This is a genomic window from Glaesserella sp. (genome assembly GCF_041814905.1).
Classification (GTDB): Bacteria; Pseudomonadota; Gammaproteobacteria; order Enterobacterales; family Pasteurellaceae; genus Glaesserella.
Window position 1 is genome coordinate 1 of the sequence record NZ_JBGXYA010000002.1, and the last position, 17841, is coordinate 17841.

The 17841-nt window shown below is 42.5% G+C and carries 15 protein-coding genes and 1 pseudogene; 12 read left to right on the top strand and 4 right to left on the bottom strand.

What is annotated here, in order from left to right:
- The 6 genes and pseudogenes from ACEYJ7_RS00085 to ACEYJ7_RS00110 form a co-directional block, all read left to right on the top strand.
- Window positions 1-181: pseudogene (locus ACEYJ7_RS00085) on the top strand (ABC transporter substrate-binding protein); the annotation flags it as partial.
- Between the two features lie 206 nt (window positions 182-387).
- Window positions 388-1983: an ABC transporter substrate-binding protein gene (locus tag ACEYJ7_RS00090; protein ID WP_373777000.1), complete on the top strand. Its 1596-nt coding sequence runs from the start codon at window positions 388-390 to the stop codon at window positions 1981-1983.
- A gap of 96 nt (window positions 1984-2079) precedes the next feature.
- A complete protein-coding gene (locus ACEYJ7_RS00095; RefSeq protein WP_373777001.1) occupies window positions 2080-3084 on the top strand; it encodes an ABC transporter permease subunit in 1005 nt (334 codons plus the stop codon).
- A 341-nt stretch (window positions 3085-3425) separates the two neighbouring features.
- A complete protein-coding gene (locus tag ACEYJ7_RS00100; protein WP_373777002.1) occupies window positions 3426-4319 on the top strand; it encodes an ABC transporter permease subunit in 894 nt (297 codons plus the stop codon).
- Between the two features lie 10 nt (window positions 4320-4329).
- The gene (gene dppD, locus ACEYJ7_RS00105; protein WP_373777003.1) at window positions 4330-5307 is read left to right on the top strand and encodes a dipeptide ABC transporter ATP-binding protein; all 978 of its coding nucleotides are present in this window, start codon (window positions 4330-4332) and stop codon (window positions 5305-5307) included.
- A gap of 261 nt (window positions 5308-5568) precedes the next feature.
- Window positions 5569-6549: a peptide ABC transporter ATP-binding protein gene (locus tag ACEYJ7_RS00110; RefSeq protein WP_373777004.1), complete on the top strand. Its 981-nt coding sequence runs from the start codon at window positions 5569-5571 to the stop codon at window positions 6547-6549.
- A gap of 51 nt (window positions 6550-6600) precedes the next feature.
- Here the strand turns inward: ACEYJ7_RS00110 and ACEYJ7_RS00115 are convergent, their stop codons facing one another.
- A complete protein-coding gene (locus tag ACEYJ7_RS00115) occupies window positions 6601-7878 on the bottom strand; it encodes an isochorismate synthase MenF (protein ID WP_373777005.1) in 1278 nt (425 codons plus the stop codon).
- Window positions 7879-8019: 141 nt separating this feature from the next.
- Between ACEYJ7_RS00115 and ACEYJ7_RS00120 the strand changes: the two genes are divergently transcribed.
- The 5 genes from ACEYJ7_RS00120 to priA are packed head-to-tail and all read left to right on the top strand — an operon-like array spanning window position 8020 to window position 13907.
- A complete protein-coding gene (locus ACEYJ7_RS00120) occupies window positions 8020-9237 on the top strand; it encodes a pyridoxal phosphate-dependent aminotransferase (RefSeq protein ID WP_373777006.1) in 1218 nt (405 codons plus the stop codon).
- A gap of 58 nt (window positions 9238-9295) precedes the next feature.
- Window positions 9296-10195, top strand: coding sequence for an EamA family transporter RarD (gene rarD, locus ACEYJ7_RS00125; protein WP_373777007.1), 900 nt, complete (start codon window positions 9296-9298; stop codon window positions 10193-10195).
- A 17-nt stretch (window positions 10196-10212) separates the two neighbouring features.
- On the top strand, window positions 10213-11073 hold the full coding sequence (gene rarD / locus ACEYJ7_RS00130) for an EamA family transporter RarD (protein ID WP_373777008.1): 861 nt from the start codon (window positions 10213-10215) through the stop codon (window positions 11071-11073).
- A gap of 1 nt (window position 11074) precedes the next feature.
- Complete coding sequence (locus ACEYJ7_RS00135) at window positions 11075-11695, top strand: LysE family translocator (RefSeq protein ID WP_373777009.1); 621 nt, start codon at window positions 11075-11077, stop codon at window positions 11693-11695.
- 1 nt (window position 11696) lies between these two features.
- The gene (gene priA, locus ACEYJ7_RS00140) at window positions 11697-13907 is read left to right on the top strand and encodes a primosomal protein N' (RefSeq protein ID WP_373777010.1); all 2211 of its coding nucleotides are present in this window, start codon (window positions 11697-11699) and stop codon (window positions 13905-13907) included.
- On the opposite strand, the gene kdsB is transcribed toward priA, so the two are convergent.
- From kdsB to ACEYJ7_RS00155, 3 genes are read right to left on the bottom strand one after another with little or no spacing between them, the layout of a single operon-like run.
- Window positions 13904-14665 carry a 3-deoxy-manno-octulosonate cytidylyltransferase gene (kdsB, locus tag ACEYJ7_RS00145; RefSeq protein ID WP_373777011.1) on the bottom strand — a complete coding sequence of 254 codons (762 nt, stop codon included), beginning with the start codon at window positions 14663-14665 and terminating at the stop codon, window positions 13904-13906. The genes priA and kdsB overlap by 4 nt on opposite strands.
- An 8-nt stretch (window positions 14666-14673) precedes the next feature.
- Complete coding sequence (locus ACEYJ7_RS00150; protein ID WP_373777012.1) at window positions 14674-15240, bottom strand: elongation factor P hydroxylase; 567 nt, start codon at window positions 15238-15240, stop codon at window positions 14674-14676.
- A 9-nt stretch (window positions 15241-15249) separates the two neighbouring features.
- A complete protein-coding gene (locus ACEYJ7_RS00155; protein ID WP_373777013.1) occupies window positions 15250-15813 on the bottom strand; it encodes a nitroreductase family protein in 564 nt (187 codons plus the stop codon).
- Window positions 15814-15925: 112 nt separating this feature from the next.
- Between ACEYJ7_RS00155 and sppA the strand changes: the two genes are divergently transcribed.
- Window positions 15926-17791, top strand: coding sequence for a signal peptide peptidase SppA (sppA, locus tag ACEYJ7_RS00160; protein WP_373777014.1), 1866 nt, complete (start codon window positions 15926-15928; stop codon window positions 17789-17791).
- The last annotated feature ends 50 nt before the right edge of the window (window positions 17792-17841 follow it).

Sequence of the window (17841 nt, forward strand, 5' to 3'; positions counted from 1 at the left end):
AATCAGTGATAAGGCTAAACGCACCGAGTTGTACCGCCAAGCGCAACAAATCGCTAAAGAGCAGGCGGTGTGGTTGCCGATCGCTCACTCTACGGTCTATTTCCCGATTCGTAAAGAAGTCACGGGTTATGTGCAAAGCCCATTTATGGCGCATAATTTTTATTTAGTGGAGCTAAAATAAATTAGCCGACAGAGAAATAAATGTTTGGCATATGTGATGTCGATCACATATGCTGATAATTTTGTAAAATTCAGCCGAAAACAGACCGCTTGCATTAAAATAACTATTGCAGTTCATAAAAAAACTTGTATATTCAAAGTTTTCCGGCTATAGAAAATTAACATTTTAATAACAATTCACCAAACAAACACTATAATGGAGTGAAAATGAAAAAACTAGCGCAACTTTCTCTAATCTCATTAGCGATCGTATCAGGCACTGCCATGGCGGCTCCTAAAACATTTATTTATTGTATGGAGGCTTCGCCGTCTTTCTTTAATCCTCAATTCGGCACGGATGGTCCGACTTTAGATGCTTCAGGTCAAGCGATGTTCAATCGTTTAACGGATTTTGAAGCGGGTGAAACGAATATTATCCCGTCTTTAGCAGAAAAATGGGAAGTATCTGCAGACGGTAAAACCTATACTTTCCATCTCCGTAAAGGCGTTAAATTCCATACCACGAAAGATTTCAAACCAAGTCGTGATTTTAATGCTGATGACGTGCTTTTTTCATTTAACCGTCAATTAGATCCTAACCACCCATATCACAAAGTCTCTGGCGGTAACTACGAATATTTTATCGGTATGGATATGCAAAATATCATTGATAAAGTGGAAAAAGTCGATGATTACACGGTAAAAATCAGCTTAAAAGTGCCAAATGCACCATTCCTAGCTAACTTAGCGATGGACTTTGCTTCTATTTTATCTGCAGAATATGCCGATAATATGTTAAAAGCGGGAACACCGGAAAAAGTGGACAACAACCCGGTTGGAACAGGTCCTTTCCAATTTGTTGATTACCAAAAAGATGCACAAGTGCGTTATAAAGCCTTTGAAAATTACTGGCAAGGTAAAGCAAAAATCGATCGTTTAGTTTTCTCAATCACGCCTGATGCGTCGGTGCGTTATGCGAAATTGCAAAAAGGCGAGTGTCACGCAGCACCATATCCGAATCCGGCGGATATCGAGAAGTTAAAAACGGATGCGAATATCACGTTAATGAGTGAATCGGGATTGAATGTCGGTTATTTGCATTTCAATACGCAAAAAGCACCGTTTGATAATGTAAAAGTGCGCCAAGCATTAAACTATGCCATCAATAAAGAGGCTATTTTAGAAGCGGTTTATCAAGGTTCGGGACAAAAAGCGAAGAACCCGATTCCGCCGACAATGTGGAGCTATAATGATGCAGTACAAGATTATGAATATAATCCTGAAAAAGCGAAAGCGTTGTTAAAAGAAGCGGGTTTTGAGCAAGGCTTTGAAACGGATTTATGGGCAATGCCGGTATCACGTCCGTATAACCCGAATGCACGTCGTATGGCGGAACTTGTTCAAGAAGACTGGAAAAAAGTCGGTGTGAATGCGAAAATTGTTAGCTATGAATGGGGTGAATATCTTAAACGTATGCGTGCAGGTGACCATCAAACCGGTATGATGGGATGGAACGGCGATAACGGCGACCCGGATAATTTCTTAAATACGTTGTTAAGTTGTGCTGCCGTTGAGCAGGGTTCTAACTATGCGAAGTTCTGTTACAAACCGTTTAATGATTTAGTTACACAAGCCGCTCAAGAAATTAACCACGAAAAACGTGTAGAGCTTTATAAACAAGCTCAAGTTGTTTTCAAAGAACAAGCACCATGGGTAACGATTGCACACTCAACAACCCACTTCCCGGTACGTAAAGAAGTGATCGGTTATAAAGTGAGTCCGTTCTCATTACATAATTTCTACGGTGTTGATTTAGCGGAATAATTCTAGCTCACGCCTCTTAGGCACAATTAAAGCGGTGAGATTTTGCAAAAAATTTGTAATATCTCACCGCTTGTAGTTAAAAATAGAGAATACTGAATGTTTCAATTTATTCTTAAACGTCTTTTGATGGTTATCCCAACCTTTATTGCGATAACCTTGATTACCTTTGCTCTCGTGCATTTAATCCCGGGTGATCCGATTGAGATCCGAATGGGTGAGCGTGGTTTGACCCCCGAAGTTCACGCACAGATGATGGCACAACTCGGTCTAGATCTTCCTCTACACGAACAATATTTTAACTATATCAAGGGTGTGTTTCAGGGGGATTTAGGCAATTCGTTTCGTAATAATGAACCTGTGTTAAAAGAATTCTTTACGTTATTTCCCGCAACTGTGGAATTAGCGTTTTTTGCATTATTATGGTCATTGATTGCCGGAATTTTGTTTGGCGTGATTGCTGCGGTGAAGAAAGAATCGTGGCTCTCCCACGCCATTTCGTCGATCTCTTTAACCGGCTACTCCATGCCGATTTTCTGGTGGGGCTTAATTTTAATTCTCTATGTTTCCACGCCGCTCGGTTTACCGGCATCAGGGCGTTTACCGGCAGAATATTGGATCGAAGCTGAAACCGGTTTTATGTTGATTGATACGTGGAATTCTAACGAGCCGGGGGCATTTGTTGCAGCGATTAAATCGTTGATTTTACCTGCGATTGTTCTCGGTACTATTCCATTAGCGATTATTACCCGTATGACCCGTTCATCTATGTTGGAAGTATTGGGTGAAGATTATATCCGCACAGCCAAAGCGAAAGGGTTAAACACAACGCGTATTGTGATTATTCACGCTTTGCGAAATGCGTTAATTCCGGTGGTGACCGTGGTCGGTTTAATTGTGGGACAACTGTTATCAGGTGCGGTTTTAACTGAAAATATTTTCTCTTGGCCAGGAATTGGTAAATGGATTATTGATGCGATTAACTCGCGTGACTATCCTGTGCTACAAGGTTCAGTGCTGATTATTGCTACCTTGATTATTTTAGTGAATTTAACCGTAGATTTAATTTACGGCGTGGTTAATCCTCGGATTAGACATACTTAAAAAATTCCCCCTAATAATCCCTTCCCCCGTTTACGGGGGAAGGTGCGGAAGAGGGGATTGCAAATCGAGTTTGCAAAATTTTTATAAAATTAGACCGCTTGTAGTTGCCCTTACGGGCAATCCCCCCCTCCCTAGCCCTCCCTGTAAACGGGGGAGGGGAAATAATATAGGGGAAATGGAAAGGGGGGATTGAAAACGGAGTTTGCAAGATTTTTATAAAATTAGACCGCTTGTAGTTGCCCCTACGGGCAGTCCCCCCTCCCTAACCCTCCCCCGTAAACGGGGGAGGGGAAAGAATATAGGGGGAATATGTAAAATAGATTTATTTGTTGGAGTAATGAATGTCTTCTCAAGTAGAAACAACCTCACCAGCCCCACTAACGCCTTTACAAGAATTTTGGCTCTATTTCCGCCAAAATAAAGGGGCGGTGATTGGTTTAACTTTTATTGTGATTGTCGGGCTTGCCTGTATTTTTGCAGAATTTGTCGCGCCTTTCGATCCGATTACGCAAAACCGCAGTGCATTGCTATTGCCACCTGCGTGGTTTGAAGGCGGCAATTCTGCCTATTTACTCGGTACGGACGACATTGGGCGTGATATTCTTTCCCGTATTATTTATGGAGCAAGATTATCGATTTTTATCGGTCTGTTGATCGTAGTGATGTCCTGTATTCTAGGGGTTATTTTAGGTCTGTTGGCAGGTTATTACGGCGGCACTATTGATATTGTGATTATGCGTTTCGTCGATATTATGCTTGCTATTCCAAGCTTATTATTAACCATCGGCGTCGTTACCATTCTTGGTCCTTCGCTACTGAATGCGGCGATTGCAATTGCAGTGGTGTCTATTCCAAGCTATGTGCGTTTAACCCGTGCTTCTGTGTTAAGTGAAAAAAATCGTGATTATGTGACCGCTTCCCGTGTGGCTGGAGCTGGTATATGGCGTTTGATGTTTATTGTGATTTTGCCAAACTGTTTAGCACCACTGATTGTTCAGATGACAATGGGGATTTCTAATGCGATTTTAGAGCTTGCGGCACTTGGCTTCTTGGGGATCGGCGCACAACCGCCGACACCGGAACTCGGCACAATGCTTGCCGAATCTCGTGGCTTTATGCAATCGGCAAACTGGTTGGTGACAATCCCAGGCTTAGCGATTTTATCTCTCGTGCTTGCCTTTAACTTAATGGGTGACGGCTTGCGTGATGCACTTGATCCAAAATTAAAACAGTAAGGGGAACGAAATGGCATTATTAAAAGTAGATGAACTTTCCGTTCACTTTGGCGATAAAAAAGCCCCGTTTAGAGCGGTGGATCGAGTAAGTTATGAAGTCAATGAAGGCGAAGTGTTAGGCATTGTGGGCGAGTCAGGTTCAGGTAAATCGGTCAGTTCCCTTGCAATTATGGGGCTTATTGATTTCCCAGGGCGTGTAATGGCAAATTCGTTACGTTTCAACGGACATAATCTGCTCGATTTAAAACCGAAAGAGAAGCAGAAAATTGTCGGTGCTGATGTGGCGATGATTTTCCAAGATGCAATGACAAGCTTGAACCCAAGTTACACAGTAGGTTATCAAATTATGGAAGCCTTGAAAGTTCATCAAGGCGGTTCAAAAGCGTGGCGAAAAGAGCGTGCGATTGAATTATTAACGATGGTCGGCATTCCTGACCCAACATCTCGTTTAGATGTCTATCCACACCAACTTTCAGGTGGTATGAGCCAACGTGTGATGATCGCAATGGCGATTGCTTGTAACCCGAAATTATTGATTGCTGACGAACCGACAACAGCGTTAGATGTCACTATTCAAGCACAGATTATTGATTTATTGCTTGAGTTGCAACGCAAAGAAAATATGGCGTTGATTTTGATTACTCACGACTTGGCTTTAGTCGCCGAATCGGCTCATCGTATTATCGTGATGTATGCAGGGCAAGTGGTGGAAGAAGGCAAGTCCAAACAGATTTTCAAATCACCGCTTCATCCTTATACCCAAGCGTTATTAAAAGCGTTGCCTGAGTTTGCGGAAGGCAAATCTCGCTTGCAGTCACTACCGGGTGTCGTGCCGGGTAAATATGACCGTCCGCAAGGTTGCTTGCTCAACCCACGCTGTCCGTATGCGACGGATTTATGCCGACAAAAAGAACCTGAGCTACGCACGGTAAACGGCAGACAAGTGAAATGCCATACGCCGTTGAATGAAAGTGGATTGCCACAATAAATTTGAATAGGTCAGTTCCCCTCTTTAGCAAAGAGGGGTTAGGGGAGATTTGGCAGATTAAGATAACGAAGTGAGAGAGTGAATAGTCTTTCTCTATTTCAACAAATAGTATCTTGAATTTAATGCCTTATTTTCTCTGTAATTTCTTCTGCCAAATCTCCCCCTGCCCCTCTTTGCTAAAGAGGGGAGTTTGATCGGAGTAGAATAATGATTTTACTTCAATAACAAAATTTGGGGATAAACCACTGAGTTGGAATAAATATGCAAAACAATACCCAAAACCCACCGCTTCTCAATGCGGTGGATCTCAAAAAATACTACCCTGTAAAAAAGGGAATGTTTAGCAAGCCGAAACTAGTAAAAGCGGTGGACGGTGTTTCTTTTACCCTTGAACGAGGCAAAACCCTTGCCGTGGTGGGCGAGTCGGGTTGTGGAAAATCAACTTTAGGGCGTATGCTCACCATGATTGAACCACCAACAGAAGGGGAATTGTTCTACAACGGACAAAATTTCTTAGTCAGCGATGCGGAAACAGAGAAATTACGCCGTAAAAAAATTCAGATCGTCTTCCAAAACCCTTATGCGTCGCTCAACCCACGCAAAAAAGTCGGGGCAATTTTAGAAGAGCCGTTGCTTATCAATACCGAATTATCTGCACAAGAGCGTAAGGCTCAAGTGTTGGAAATGATGGCAAAAGTGGGGTTAAAACCTGAATTTTACGACCGCTATCCGCATATGTTCTCAGGCGGACAACGTCAACGTATTGCGATTGCTCGTGGTTTAATGTTGAAACCTGATATTGTGGTGGCGGACGAACCTGTGTCAGCCCTTGACGTATCCGTTCGTGCGCAAGTATTAAACTTGATGATGGATTTACAAGAAGAACTTGGACTGTCCTATGTATTTATCTCTCACGATTTATCGGTGGTAGAGCATATTGCCGATGAAGTGATGGTAATGTATTTAGGACGTTGCGTAGAACAAGGCAACACCAAAGCGATCTTCGGCAACCCTCGCCACCCTTACACCCAAGCCTTGCTATCAGCCACACCACGTTTGGAAGCGGAACATCGCCGTGAGCGGATTAAACTCACGGGCGAATTACCAAGTCCGCTTAATCCGCCGAAAGGCTGTGCGTTCCACGCCCGTTGCCGTTTGGCGACAGAGCGTTGTCAACAAGAACGCCCTGAGCTAAAAACCTATGAAAACGGCACGAAGATAGCTTGTTTTATGGTGGAATAACGGCTTACAAGCGGTACGAATGGGCAAAAATTTTGCAAATTGTGCCGCTTTTTATTTTACGAATAGGCTTGCCATTGCCAACGATTTTCGCTCGATTTCCGCCCATTCCGATTCCGCTTCGGATTCTTCAACAATTCCGGCTCCGGCATAGACCGTAATGCGGTTTTGTTCAATTAATGCAGAACGTAGCGTGACGCAAAATTCGGCGGATTGCGGCGTGAAGTAACCTAATGCTCCGGCGTACCATCCGCGTTCGAACGGTTCATGCTGCCGAATGAATTGTTTGGCGGCAGAACGTGGCAAACCGGCTACGGCGGCAGTCGGGTGAATTCTGGCAAGGCAATTGGCATCGGTTACCTGCGGTGCTAATACCGTGCGGATCTTTCGACGTAGATGCTGCACATTATGCAGTCGTTTGATCTCCGCTTCGCCAACCTCAATATCTTCGGCGCAATCGGCAAGATGCGTGCAAATATCATCGACTACCAATAAATTTTCATAAATATTTTTATGATCACTGAGCAGCCACAATGCATTGCGTTCTGTTTCTTCCGTATTCTCCGTTACCGCAACCGTGCCGGCTAAAGCCTCGGTATAGAATCGGCGATCTTGACGTAAATAGAGTCGTTCGGGGCTGGAGCCGATAAAAGCGCTGTTACCGTCTTCCGCCCATAAAAAATGGTAACAGCCGATATTTTTGCGAAGACTGATAGTCAGTAAATCATAAGCGGAAAGCGGTTTTTCAAAGGTCAACGTTTTAGCATTGGCAAGTACCACTTTATTTAATTGTTGCTGCTTAATTTCGGTAACGGCTTGCTCAATATGCTTTTTCCACGTTTGGAAATCACAGGCGGTTTTGGCGGATATTAACGGGTTATCCTGCGCAGTCACGGGAGGTGTTTTACTCAGTTGCGATAAAATCTGTAAACAATCTTGCCGTTCCTGCGTTAGATTCTGACTGTTTAAATAGAGACAAGCGGTCAGTTTGCCGCTGTTTTTTGCAAAAATAAGGCGCGGCAACACAAAACGACATTTCCCCTCGAATTGCAAGCCACCGACTAATTGGCATTGAGTCTGCCGACTAAATTGATCTGCTTCTTCAAGCGTGTCGAATTGACGGGCTTTACCTATCGTGACGAGGGTTAATTGCGTGTTGCGGCTCAGCCAAAAAAAATGTGGAAATTGCGTTTGCGTTTTTAATCTTGCTACTAGCTCACGGTTTTCAACGGATACCACGATTTCAGCTTGGAGTTTGACCAAACCGTTTGTTGTATTAAGTTGTTGTAATTGCTGGGTCAGCTGTTCTATTAATGGATTAAAAAGTGGCATTTGCAAATTTCGGGCTGAATCTTACCGCTTGTTGAAAAAAGAATTACATTTTATCTCATTTCCTCTTTTTTTTCCTAAAAAATCAGAGTAGAGTGAGTTATTTTTTCAATTTAACATTCAGATATTTTTAGGAAGATAATTATGGAGCGTTTTACAAAAACCGATAAGTTGGCTCATGTTCGTTATGATATTCGTGGGTCGATTCATAAAGAGGCGTTGCGCCTTGAAGAAGAAGGGCATCAAATTTTAAAACTGAATATTGGAAACCCCGCCCCTTTCGGCTTTGACGCCCCGGCAGAGATTCTTGTCGATGTTATTCGCAATCTCCCGACTTCGCAGGGATATTGTGACTCAAAAGGGTTATATTCCGCACGTAAAGCGATTGTGCAATATTATCAATTAAAGGGGTTACATAATTTAGACGTGGGCGACGTTTATATCGGTAATGGTGTTTCCGAGTTGATTACGATGTCGATGCAGGCTTTATTAAATGATGGCGATGAGATTTTAATTCCGTCTCCGGATTATCCTCTTTGGACTGCGGCGGCAACCCTTGCCGGTGGTAAAGCGGTGCACTATTTGTGTGATGAAGAAAACGAATGGGAACCGAGTATCGAAGATATTAAAGCCAAAATCACTCCGAAGACGAAGGCAATTTTGGTGATTAACCCAAATAATCCGACGGGCGCGGTTTATCGTCGCCAAATTTTATTAGATATTGCAGAAGTTGCCCGCCAACATAATCTCATGATTTTTTCTGATGAAATTTACGAAAAAATTCTCTATGACGGTGCGGTACATCATCATATGGCGGTGCTTGCACCGGATGTGTTGACCGTAACTTACAACGGTTTATCTAAGGCATACCGTGTTGCCGGTTTCCGTCAAGGATGGATGGTGTTACATGGACCGAAATCTCAAGCAAAAGGGTTTATTGAAGGTTTGGATATGCTTTCGTCAATGCGTTTATGTGCAAATACGCCGATGCAACACGCGATTCAAACAGCGTTAGGCGGTTATCAAAGTATTAACGAGTTTATCTTGCCGGGCGGTCGTTTATTGGAACAGCGTAATAAAGCCTATGAATTGTTAACTCAAATTCCGGGTATTACTTGTGTGAAACCAAAGGGCGCGATGTATATGTTCCCGAAAATTGATACGGAAATGTACGGAATTAAAGATGATAAAAAATTTATCTACGACCTGTTACAGCAGGAGAAAGTGTTGTTAGTGCAAGGTTCGGGTTTTAACTGGTCCAAACCGGATCACTTCCGTGTTGTGACTTTGCCGTATATCCATCAACTGGAAGCTGCAATCGGTCGTTTAGCTAAATTCTTACGCACTTATCGTCAAGACTAATCCCCTCTAAGCCTCCGCTGTTGTTAAAAGCGGAGGCGCTGATTTATCTGGATATACAATGTTAAAGGGCGTTTTCTTTTCTGTTACGGCCTCCATTCTTTTCGGTTGTTTATACTATCTTTCTACCTATCTTCAGCCTCTTTCGGGAGAAGGAATTTATGGCTATCGAATTTGGGTGAGCTTGCCTTTTGTACTTGCTGCGCTGTTTTTATTTAAACAAACTGATGAATTTAAACAGTTTGTGCTGCGTTTAAAACTTGAGCCGAAATTGATTTTAGTTCTGTTTGCAACCACATTGATTACCGGTTCGCAAATGTGGCTGTTTTTGTGGGCGCCGAATAACGGTGCGGCGATTGAAGTTTCGATTGGTTATTTATTAATGCCGATTGCGATGGTTGCACTAGGTCGATTTTTATTTAAAGAACGTATTTCTTCTTTAAAAATGGCATCTATTCTGTTTGCAGGCATTGGCGTTTGTGCCACTTTAATGACTGCCGGTTCTATTTCGTGGGCGACGTTGATGGTGTTAATCGGTTATCCGGTCTATTTCGGTTTACGTAAATATTTTGGAATTTCTCATTTATCTAGTTTTGTTTGTGAAGTGATCTTAATGCTCCCTGCAGCAAGCTATTTTGTGTGGAAAACGGATATTCAATTTGTTGAAAGCCAAAATCCCTATTTTTATGCTTGGTTGGCATTATTAGGCGTGGTTAGCGGTACGGCATTGATTTCTTATGTCATGGCGAGCAGCTTAGTACCCATCAATGTATTAGGGTTGATCAGTTATTTGGAACCCGCTTCGATGCTAGTCGTTTCGTTTTTAATCGGCGAAACGCTCGATAAAGGCAGCTATTTACTGATGGCCTGTTTGATTATCGCCATTATTCTTTTGATGTTAGACGGCATAACAGCCTTACGAAGACAGAAAAATATAAAAAGAGAGAAAAATTCGGTATAACAGGAAGACACAATTTAATGTTAAAAGGAATTCTCTGTTCATTAAGTGCCAATATTTTATTTGGTACAGGTTTTTATTTTGCGGTTTTACTTCGTCCGCTAGACGGTGAAAATATGTTCGGCTTCCGTATTTTAATACTGATACCGTTTATTCTTTTTGCCATTTTTTTATTTTCTCAACAACAGGCGTTTAAAGCATTATGGTATAGAATCAAGCAAAAACCCGGTCTGATTCTTGTTATTTTATTACTGGCATTAAATACCGGCGTGCAGTTATGGCTGTTTATGTGGGCACCGAATAACGGGCAAGCATTACAGGTTTCTATTGGCTATTTATTGCTACCGCTGGTATCAGTCACGTTAGGCAAACTGGTGTTTAAAGAATATTTCACGCTGTTGAAATGGGGGGCGTTATTGTTTGCCGTTATCGGTGTATCAACTAATATAATTTTAACCGGTACTATGTCGTGGGCAACCTTGGTGGCAGGGTTTGGTTACCCGATCTATATTTCCTTACGTCGCTATTTTCAGGTCAACAATCTAGCTACTTTTTTTATAGAACTCACTTTGCTATTACCCGTAGCGTTTTATTTCATCTCAAATGTCGATATGTCCGCGATAATGCTTGAAAATGAGCGAATTTACTTCTATTTGGGATTATTCGGATTGGTCAATTGTATGGCATTTGTCCTCTACATCGCGTCGAGCAATTTATTGCCGATTAATGTATTGGGGCTGTTAGGATATGCCGAGCCGTTAGTGATGTTATTGATTTCTTTTGCTATCGGCGAAGTGCTGGATTCCAAATCTTATATATTGATGATCTGTTTGAGTATTGCGATTATACTTTTAACAATAGATAGCTTTAGAAGGAGATAACATGTACGGTGTTGAGAATTATCTTGGTTTTATTATGGCATCGATTGTATTAAATCTCACCCCGGGGGCGGATACGCTTTATATTTTAACGCGTAGTATCGGGGAAGGATGGAAATCGGGAATTATGTCTGCCTTAGGCATTTTGGTCGGGATATTTTTACATATTGTGGCGGTTTCCCTCGGTTTATCACAAGTCGTTGCTCATTCTCCTGTGCTATTTGCCCTCATTAAATATGCCGGAGCCGCTTATCTTATTTATTTAGGGGTTAAAGCGTATAGCACACCGCTAAGCGTGAATACTACGGTTCTTGCCTCATTACCGCGGGCTAAAATTTTCCGCCAAGGCGTTATCACTAATGTATTGAATCCTAAGGTGATTTTATTTTTCTTAGCCTTATTGCTTCAATTTGTTTCGAGGGAGGTCGAAAATAGTTTTATTCCTTTTATGTTATTGGGGTTGACCTTTTTAACCACGAGCACATTATGGTGTTTGTTTTTAGTGTTATGTGCTTCACCAATCGGCAATTTATTGCGTAATAACAGCAAGATCGGCACATTGATGAACCGTATTTGCGGAACGGTATTTATGGGATTAGGGTTAAAAATCGCGTTGGAAAAATAACATGAATCTAATCCGTATTGCTTTACCGGTGCCATTGGCGCGCTATTTCGATTATTTGTTACCAAAGAGCCTGAGCGTGGTGAAAGGCGCTCGGGTCATTGTGCCGTTCGGTAATCAACGCAAAATCGGCATTGTGATCGATTTTCCACAGGATAGCGATATTCCGGTAGAAAAACTAAAACCGATTGACGCTGTACTAGACAGTCAATCGCTGTTTGATGCAGAAATTTTTCCACTGTTGGAATGGGCGGCGCACTATTATCACGCACCGTTAGGCGAAGTCTTACAAAGTGCGTTACCGGTAAAATTACGCCAAGGTGAAAGCGCTGAACGAACGTTGCCAGATTACTTCCACATTACTGAAATCGGAAAAAACGCCCTTGAAAACGGCGTAACAGTCAAAGCTAAAAAGCAGCACGAATTGTTGAAGGAATTAGCAAAATTTGCAAATTTCTTTGAAAAACCGACCGCTTGTAGCCCGTCAGTGTGGAAAGCATTGCTTGAAAAAGGTTATTTGGAAAAAGTCGAACAGCCGTTTTTAGTACAATCTTGGCAGGAAAAGTTAGGAAAACAGCCGATCTGCAATCCACTCAGTCGTTTAACTTTAAATAAACAGCAAACTTTGGTCGTGAGCAAATTGGCTTTTCAGCAAGGTTTTGGCGCTTTTTTGCTTAACGGTGTAACCGGTTCGGGGAAAACCGAGGTGTATTTGCAAGTGATTGAAGAAGTGTTAAAACGCGGGAAGCAAGTGTTAGTGCTTGTTCCGGAGATTGGGCTAACCCCACAAACGATTCAACGCTTCCAAAGTCGTTTTAATGTAGAAATGGATTCGCTGCATTCTCATCTTAATGACAGTCAACGTTTGAATGTATGGTTACGCGCAAAAAACGGCGAAAGTGCGATTGTGATCGGCACCCGTTCTGCACTGTTCAGCCAATTTTCCGATTTGGGGTTAATCATTATTGATGAGGAACACGATGGATCGTTTAAACAGCAAGATGGCTGGCGCTATCACGCGCGTGATCTTGCCGTATTAAGGGCAAAAAACTGCGATATCCCGATTATTCTCGGCTCGGCAACGCCAAGTTTGGAAAGCCTACAAAATGTACAAAACGGCAAATTTACCGAACTGACCTTGAGTAGCCGTGCCGGTAACGCTCAATTTTCTCAACAGCAAGTGATTGACTTAAAAAAACAGCGGGTTTTTTCCGGTTTATCCGAACGGCTACTTATGCTGATGCAAAGCCATTTAGAAAAAGGCAATCAAGTCATGTTGTTTTTAAATCGGCGTGGCTTTGCACCGGTATTACTTTGCCATGAGTGCGGATGGATTTGCCAATGCGATTCGTGCGAAAAACCCTACACCTACCATCAAAAAAATCGGGTGTTGCGTTGCCATCACTGTGCAACACAACGAGTTATTCCGCGCCAATGCGGTCACTGCGGTTCAACCAATTTGATCACGACCGGTGTGGGGACTGAACAGCTGGAACAAGTATTGCAGCAACGCTTTCCGCAATATAGTATCACTCGAATTGACCGTGATAGTACGGCGAGAAAAGGGGCGTTAGAACATCATTTAAATACGATTCAGGCGGGGAAAAGCCAAATTCTTATCGGCACTCAAATGCTTGCGAAGGGACACCATTTTCCGAATGTTACGCTGGTCGCGTTGGTTAACGTGGATAGTAGTCTGTTTTCAACGGATTTCCGTGCCGAAGAACGTTTGGCTCAGCTTTATATACAAGTAGCGGGTAGAGCGGGACGCGCTGAGAAACAAGGAGAAGTGGTGTTACAAACGCATTATCCCGATCATCCGTTATTGAAAAGTCTATTACATGAAGGATACGGAGCTTTTGCTAAACAGGCGTTAGCGATGCGCAACGTGATGGGACTACCGCCTTTTTCCGCTCAAGTGTTGTTTCGAGCAACGGGTAAAGAAGAAGAGAAAATTGCAAATTTTTTGCTGGAACTGACCGCTTGTTTACAGCAAACCATTGCTGAAGACCATTGGCAGAACTTTCAATTTCTCGGTCCGTTCAGTGCGCCAATGGCAAAAAAAGCAGGGCATTACCGTTGGCAACTATTAGTACAGCATATATCGCGTAGCGCACTGCAGCAATTATTAGATCGTTTTGATACGGTGCGCGATCGCTTTTTGCGTAACGATATTCGGCTGACGGTGGATATCGATCCGCAGGATTTCGGTTAGGCTTTTGCCGTAAGAATTCGGCGTACGCGTTCTAAATCGTCAGCCGTATCGACACCGACTTGCGGGGCTTCTTTGGCTAATTCCAGATGAATTTTTTCACCGTACCATAGTGCTCTTAGCTGCTCTAACGATTCCAACTGTTCCAATTGGGTCGGATTCCACGCTACATATTGTTTCACAAAACCGGCACGATACGCGTAAATACCGATATGACGTAAATAGTGGTATTGTTGTACAAATTCATCGCCGCACTGCGGAAAATGATCTCTGCCAAACGGAATCGGTGCCCGCGAAAAATAAAGCGCCATCCCGTTTTTATCCGTGAGTGTTTTTACCACATTCGGATTAAATAACTCTTCTTGGCTAGTCAATTTTACCGCTAACGTTGCCATATTCACTCGATGACGATCTAAATTTTCTGCCACTTGAGCGACGATAACCGGCGGAATCAATGGCTCGTCGCCTTGAATATTCACGATAATTTCATCATCAGCCATTGCCATTTTTTCAATCACCTCGGCTAAACGTTCGGTACCTGAATTATGCTTGTCTGAGGTTAGGCAAACTTCAGCTCCGAAAGCGATTGCCGTTCGGGCGATTTCCTCGTGATCGGTCGCAATAATAACGCGGCTTGCGCCGGCTTGTTGTGCTTTTTCCCAAACATGTTGAATCATCGGTTTGCCGGCGATATCCAATAACGGTTTGCGGGGAAGACGGGTAGAGGCGTAACGTGCAGGGATAATCACAGTAAACTGCATATAAACTCCTAAATCTTAGAGAGATCGAATTTCTGCAACTCGATCTTATTGGGGGTATGATAAAATTCACTGAGTGCTTGGCGGAGCTGTTCGGCGCGTTTCGGCAAACCGTTTTGTACGTAATATCGTACTTGTTGGTAAACCGCTTGTTTAAATGCGGAATTATCACCTGCATCGCCGGTTAAATTATCGGCACTGGCAAAATAACGGAAATTAGCGGCAGTGGCTAAGATCCATTCAATTGCCTGCGGCTTGACTTCAACTTGCTCGAATTCACGTTGACGCTCGGCAGAACGTCCGTCAGGTTCATACCAATAACCGAAATCTTCCAGTTCACGACGAGCTTTACCTGCGACTAACCAATGGGCAATTTCGTGTAATGCACTGCTGTAAAAACCGTGAGCAAAAAGAATAACATTGTAAGGGCGTTCACTCGGTTTATTTTCTTCGTCGGTGAATGCCGGTAGATAGATAGGATAATCCCTACCGGGCTCTAAGCGAGTATTGTAGCTTTCAGAAAAACAGCGATTGAAAATAGCGATTAAATCGTGATAATCGTGATTATTTTGATTCATCACCACTCCCTATTTAAGGTAACTGATAAAGCCATCGGTGTTTTCTACTTGGCTTGCTGTCGTAATCTGTTCACTGTCAAGCGGTTTACCAATCATCACTAAAGCAACGATTTTATCGTTTTCTGTGCAACCGAAAGCATGACGTAACGCAGAACCGTCCACCCATTTATTACTGATCCAACAGGTTTCAAAGCCTTGTACATTTGCGGCTAATTGTATTGCATAGGCTGCACATCCGGCAGTGAGCATTTGCTCCCAAGCGGGTACTTTAGGAATATTTTTTGTAATTTTGGCGACAACACCGATAATCATCGGCGATTTTTGTACAATACCTTCCGCTTTTTTTATTCCTTCTTCTCCCATATTGAATTCTAGTGCTGCGGAGACGAGATGTTGATGTAATGTTCCCATCGCTTGCTGATCGATGATGACAAAATGATAAGGTTTTAGGTGACCGTGATCCGGTACTCGCAAAGCGGCTTGGATCATCGCCTCTATCTGATCGGCTGTCGGGGCAATCTGACTGAATTTCTTCGAAGAACGACGGCGTTGTAATAGCGTTAATGTTTCCATTGAGTATTTCCCGTTGTAAAAAATTACGCAAAAGAATAGCATATTCTGTTAAATTTCGCCTTATTTTGTGGTAGTTTAGTCGCTTATTTTATTTTTAAATAAAGGAACCAAAATGCTGAGTTTTTTGAAAGGGGTTTATCAGGTTTTCCGTTGTATACGTGAATTTGTGATGAGCCTGTTTTTTATTTTATTCGTATTAATCTGCTTTGTTTTAACAACTTTGTGGGGGATAGAAGCAAATTCGCAGAAACAACCGATTGAATTTGACAAAGGGGCATTAATGTTAAATTTAGATGGGTATTTGGCGGATAACCATGATGAATTCAGCGATTTTCACCGTTTCTTACAGTCAGAGTTTGGCGGTACGGAAGAAGTATTGAAAATTTCTACTTTTGATGTGGTTCGCGCATTGAGCAAAGCGAGAACAGATGATCAAGTCACCGGATTAGTGCTTGATTTAACCTACTTTGAAGGCGGTGATATTCCTTCATTAAATTTTGTCGGAAAAGAGATAGAACGTTTCAAACAATCCGGCAAACCGGTAATTGCTGTCGGTGAATATTACAGCCAACCACAATATTATCTCGCCAGTTTTGCCAACCAAATTTATTTGAATAAAGCCGGTTTTGTTGATTTACACGGTTTAAGTTATTCGAATCTCTATTTTAAATCTCTATTTGAGAAAATCGAGGCGGTTCCGCATATTTTCCGTGTCGGTACTTACAAATCCGCAGTAGAGCCTTTTATGCGTGATGATATGTCGCCGGAAGCTCGTACAAATGCGCAACTATGGTTAGGTAAATTATGGAAAAATTTCAGTACCGATATTGCGAAAAATCGAAATGTGAAGGCAGAAAATGTCGTGCCGGAAGCTTCTCAATATATTGAACAATTCAGACAGGCTAAGGGAGATGATGCGCAATATGCGCTAAATCAAAAATTGGTGACCGAAACGGTCACAACTGCACAAATGCAACAGTTGTTAATTGAACAATTCGGAGAAAATAGCGAAGGGCAATATAACCATATCAATTTCTTCGATTATGTCACCGGTTTAACCGACCGTTTTGATGTCCAAGCGGATAATAAAATCGCCGTTATCAATGTGGAAGGTGAAATTGTTTGGGGTGAAAGTGATGAATATGTTGCCGGTAGCGATTCGATTGTGCCGCTATTACGTGCAGCTCGTGAAGATGATAGTGTTAAAGGCGTGATTTTACGTATTAACAGCCCGGGCGGTAGTGCGATGGCATCAGAATTAATTCGTCAGGAAGCTGAAGCGATTCAACTTGCAGGTAAACCGGTGGTAGCATCAATGGGTGGCATGGCGGCATCGGGCGGTTATTGGATTGCCGCTACCAGTGATAAAATTGTCGCAAGTCCAAATACCTTGACTGGCTCTATCGGCATTTTCGGTTTAGCGGTGACCTTTGAAAAAACGGCTAAAAATCTCGGCGTGAGTGAAGATGGCGTTGAAACCTCTCCATTGGCGAATATGTCCGGTTTAAAAACATTATCTAACGAAGTGGGTGAAGTCATCCAAATCGGTATAGAACACGGTTATGATCGCTTCTTGGATCTTGTCAGTAGTGGAAGAAAAATGTCTAAAAATGAGGTGGATAAAATTGCACAAGGGCAAGTCTGGTTGGGTGAGAGCGCTTTTGAGAACGGGTTGGTCGATAAATTAGGTGATTTTGACGAGGCATATTTGACTGTAACGGAATTGGTTAACCAACAACGTAAGGCAAAAGGTCAATCTGAAATTGAGGAATTCAATACGCAGTGGTTTGTTGATCAAAAGGATGATTTCATCAGCCAAATCATGCGTGATTTTAAACTCAAATTAAAGGTTAATCTCTCCGGCTTGCTGGATTTACCGGTTTCACAGAAGTTAGAATCGCAATTAGGGCAGCTTTCCCGTTTTAATGATCCGAAACAACAGTATTTATATTGTTTAACCTGCGGTACGGTGAAGTAGTGTTAACGTAATAACAAGCGGTCTTTTTCAGCAAATAATTTGCAAATTTT

Excerpts from the sequence above, each read along its gene's own strand:
- ACEYJ7_RS00090 (WP_373777000.1), top strand. The coding sequence starts at position 388 with ATGAAAAAACTAGCGCAACTTTCTCTAATCTCATTAGCGATCGTATCA.
- ACEYJ7_RS00155 (WP_373777013.1), bottom strand. The coding sequence starts at position 15,813 with ATGGAAACATTAACGCTATTACAACGCCGTCGTTCTTCGAAGAAATTC.
- sppA (WP_373777014.1), top strand. The coding sequence starts at position 15,926 with ATGCTGAGTTTTTTGAAAGGGGTTTATCAGGTTTTCCGTTGTATACGT.
- rarD (WP_373777007.1), top strand. The coding sequence starts at position 9,296 with ATGTTAAAGGGCGTTTTCTTTTCTGTTACGGCCTCCATTCTTTTCGGT.
- ACEYJ7_RS00095 (WP_373777001.1), top strand. The coding sequence starts at position 2,080 with ATGTTTCAATTTATTCTTAAACGTCTTTTGATGGTTATCCCAACCTTT.
- ACEYJ7_RS00100 (WP_373777002.1), top strand. The coding sequence starts at position 3,426 with ATGTCTTCTCAAGTAGAAACAACCTCACCAGCCCCACTAACGCCTTTA.
- kdsB (WP_373777011.1), bottom strand. The coding sequence starts at position 14,665 with ATGCAGTTTACTGTGATTATCCCTGCACGTTACGCCTCTACCCGTCTT.
- ACEYJ7_RS00110 (WP_373777004.1), top strand. The coding sequence starts at position 5,569 with ATGCAAAACAATACCCAAAACCCACCGCTTCTCAATGCGGTGGATCTC.
- ACEYJ7_RS00115 (WP_373777005.1), bottom strand. The coding sequence starts at position 7,878 with ATGCCACTTTTTAATCCATTAATAGAACAGCTGACCCAGCAATTACAA.
- ACEYJ7_RS00120 (WP_373777006.1), top strand. The coding sequence starts at position 8,020 with ATGGAGCGTTTTACAAAAACCGATAAGTTGGCTCATGTTCGTTATGAT.
- ACEYJ7_RS00135 (WP_373777009.1), top strand. The coding sequence starts at position 11,075 with ATGTACGGTGTTGAGAATTATCTTGGTTTTATTATGGCATCGATTGTA.
- priA (WP_373777010.1), top strand. The coding sequence starts at position 11,697 with ATGAATCTAATCCGTATTGCTTTACCGGTGCCATTGGCGCGCTATTTC.
- dppD (WP_373777003.1), top strand. The coding sequence starts at position 4,330 with ATGGCATTATTAAAAGTAGATGAACTTTCCGTTCACTTTGGCGATAAA.
- rarD (WP_373777008.1), top strand. The coding sequence starts at position 10,213 with ATGTTAAAAGGAATTCTCTGTTCATTAAGTGCCAATATTTTATTTGGT.
- ACEYJ7_RS00150 (WP_373777012.1), bottom strand. The coding sequence starts at position 15,240 with ATGAATCAAAATAATCACGATTATCACGATTTAATCGCTATTTTCAAT.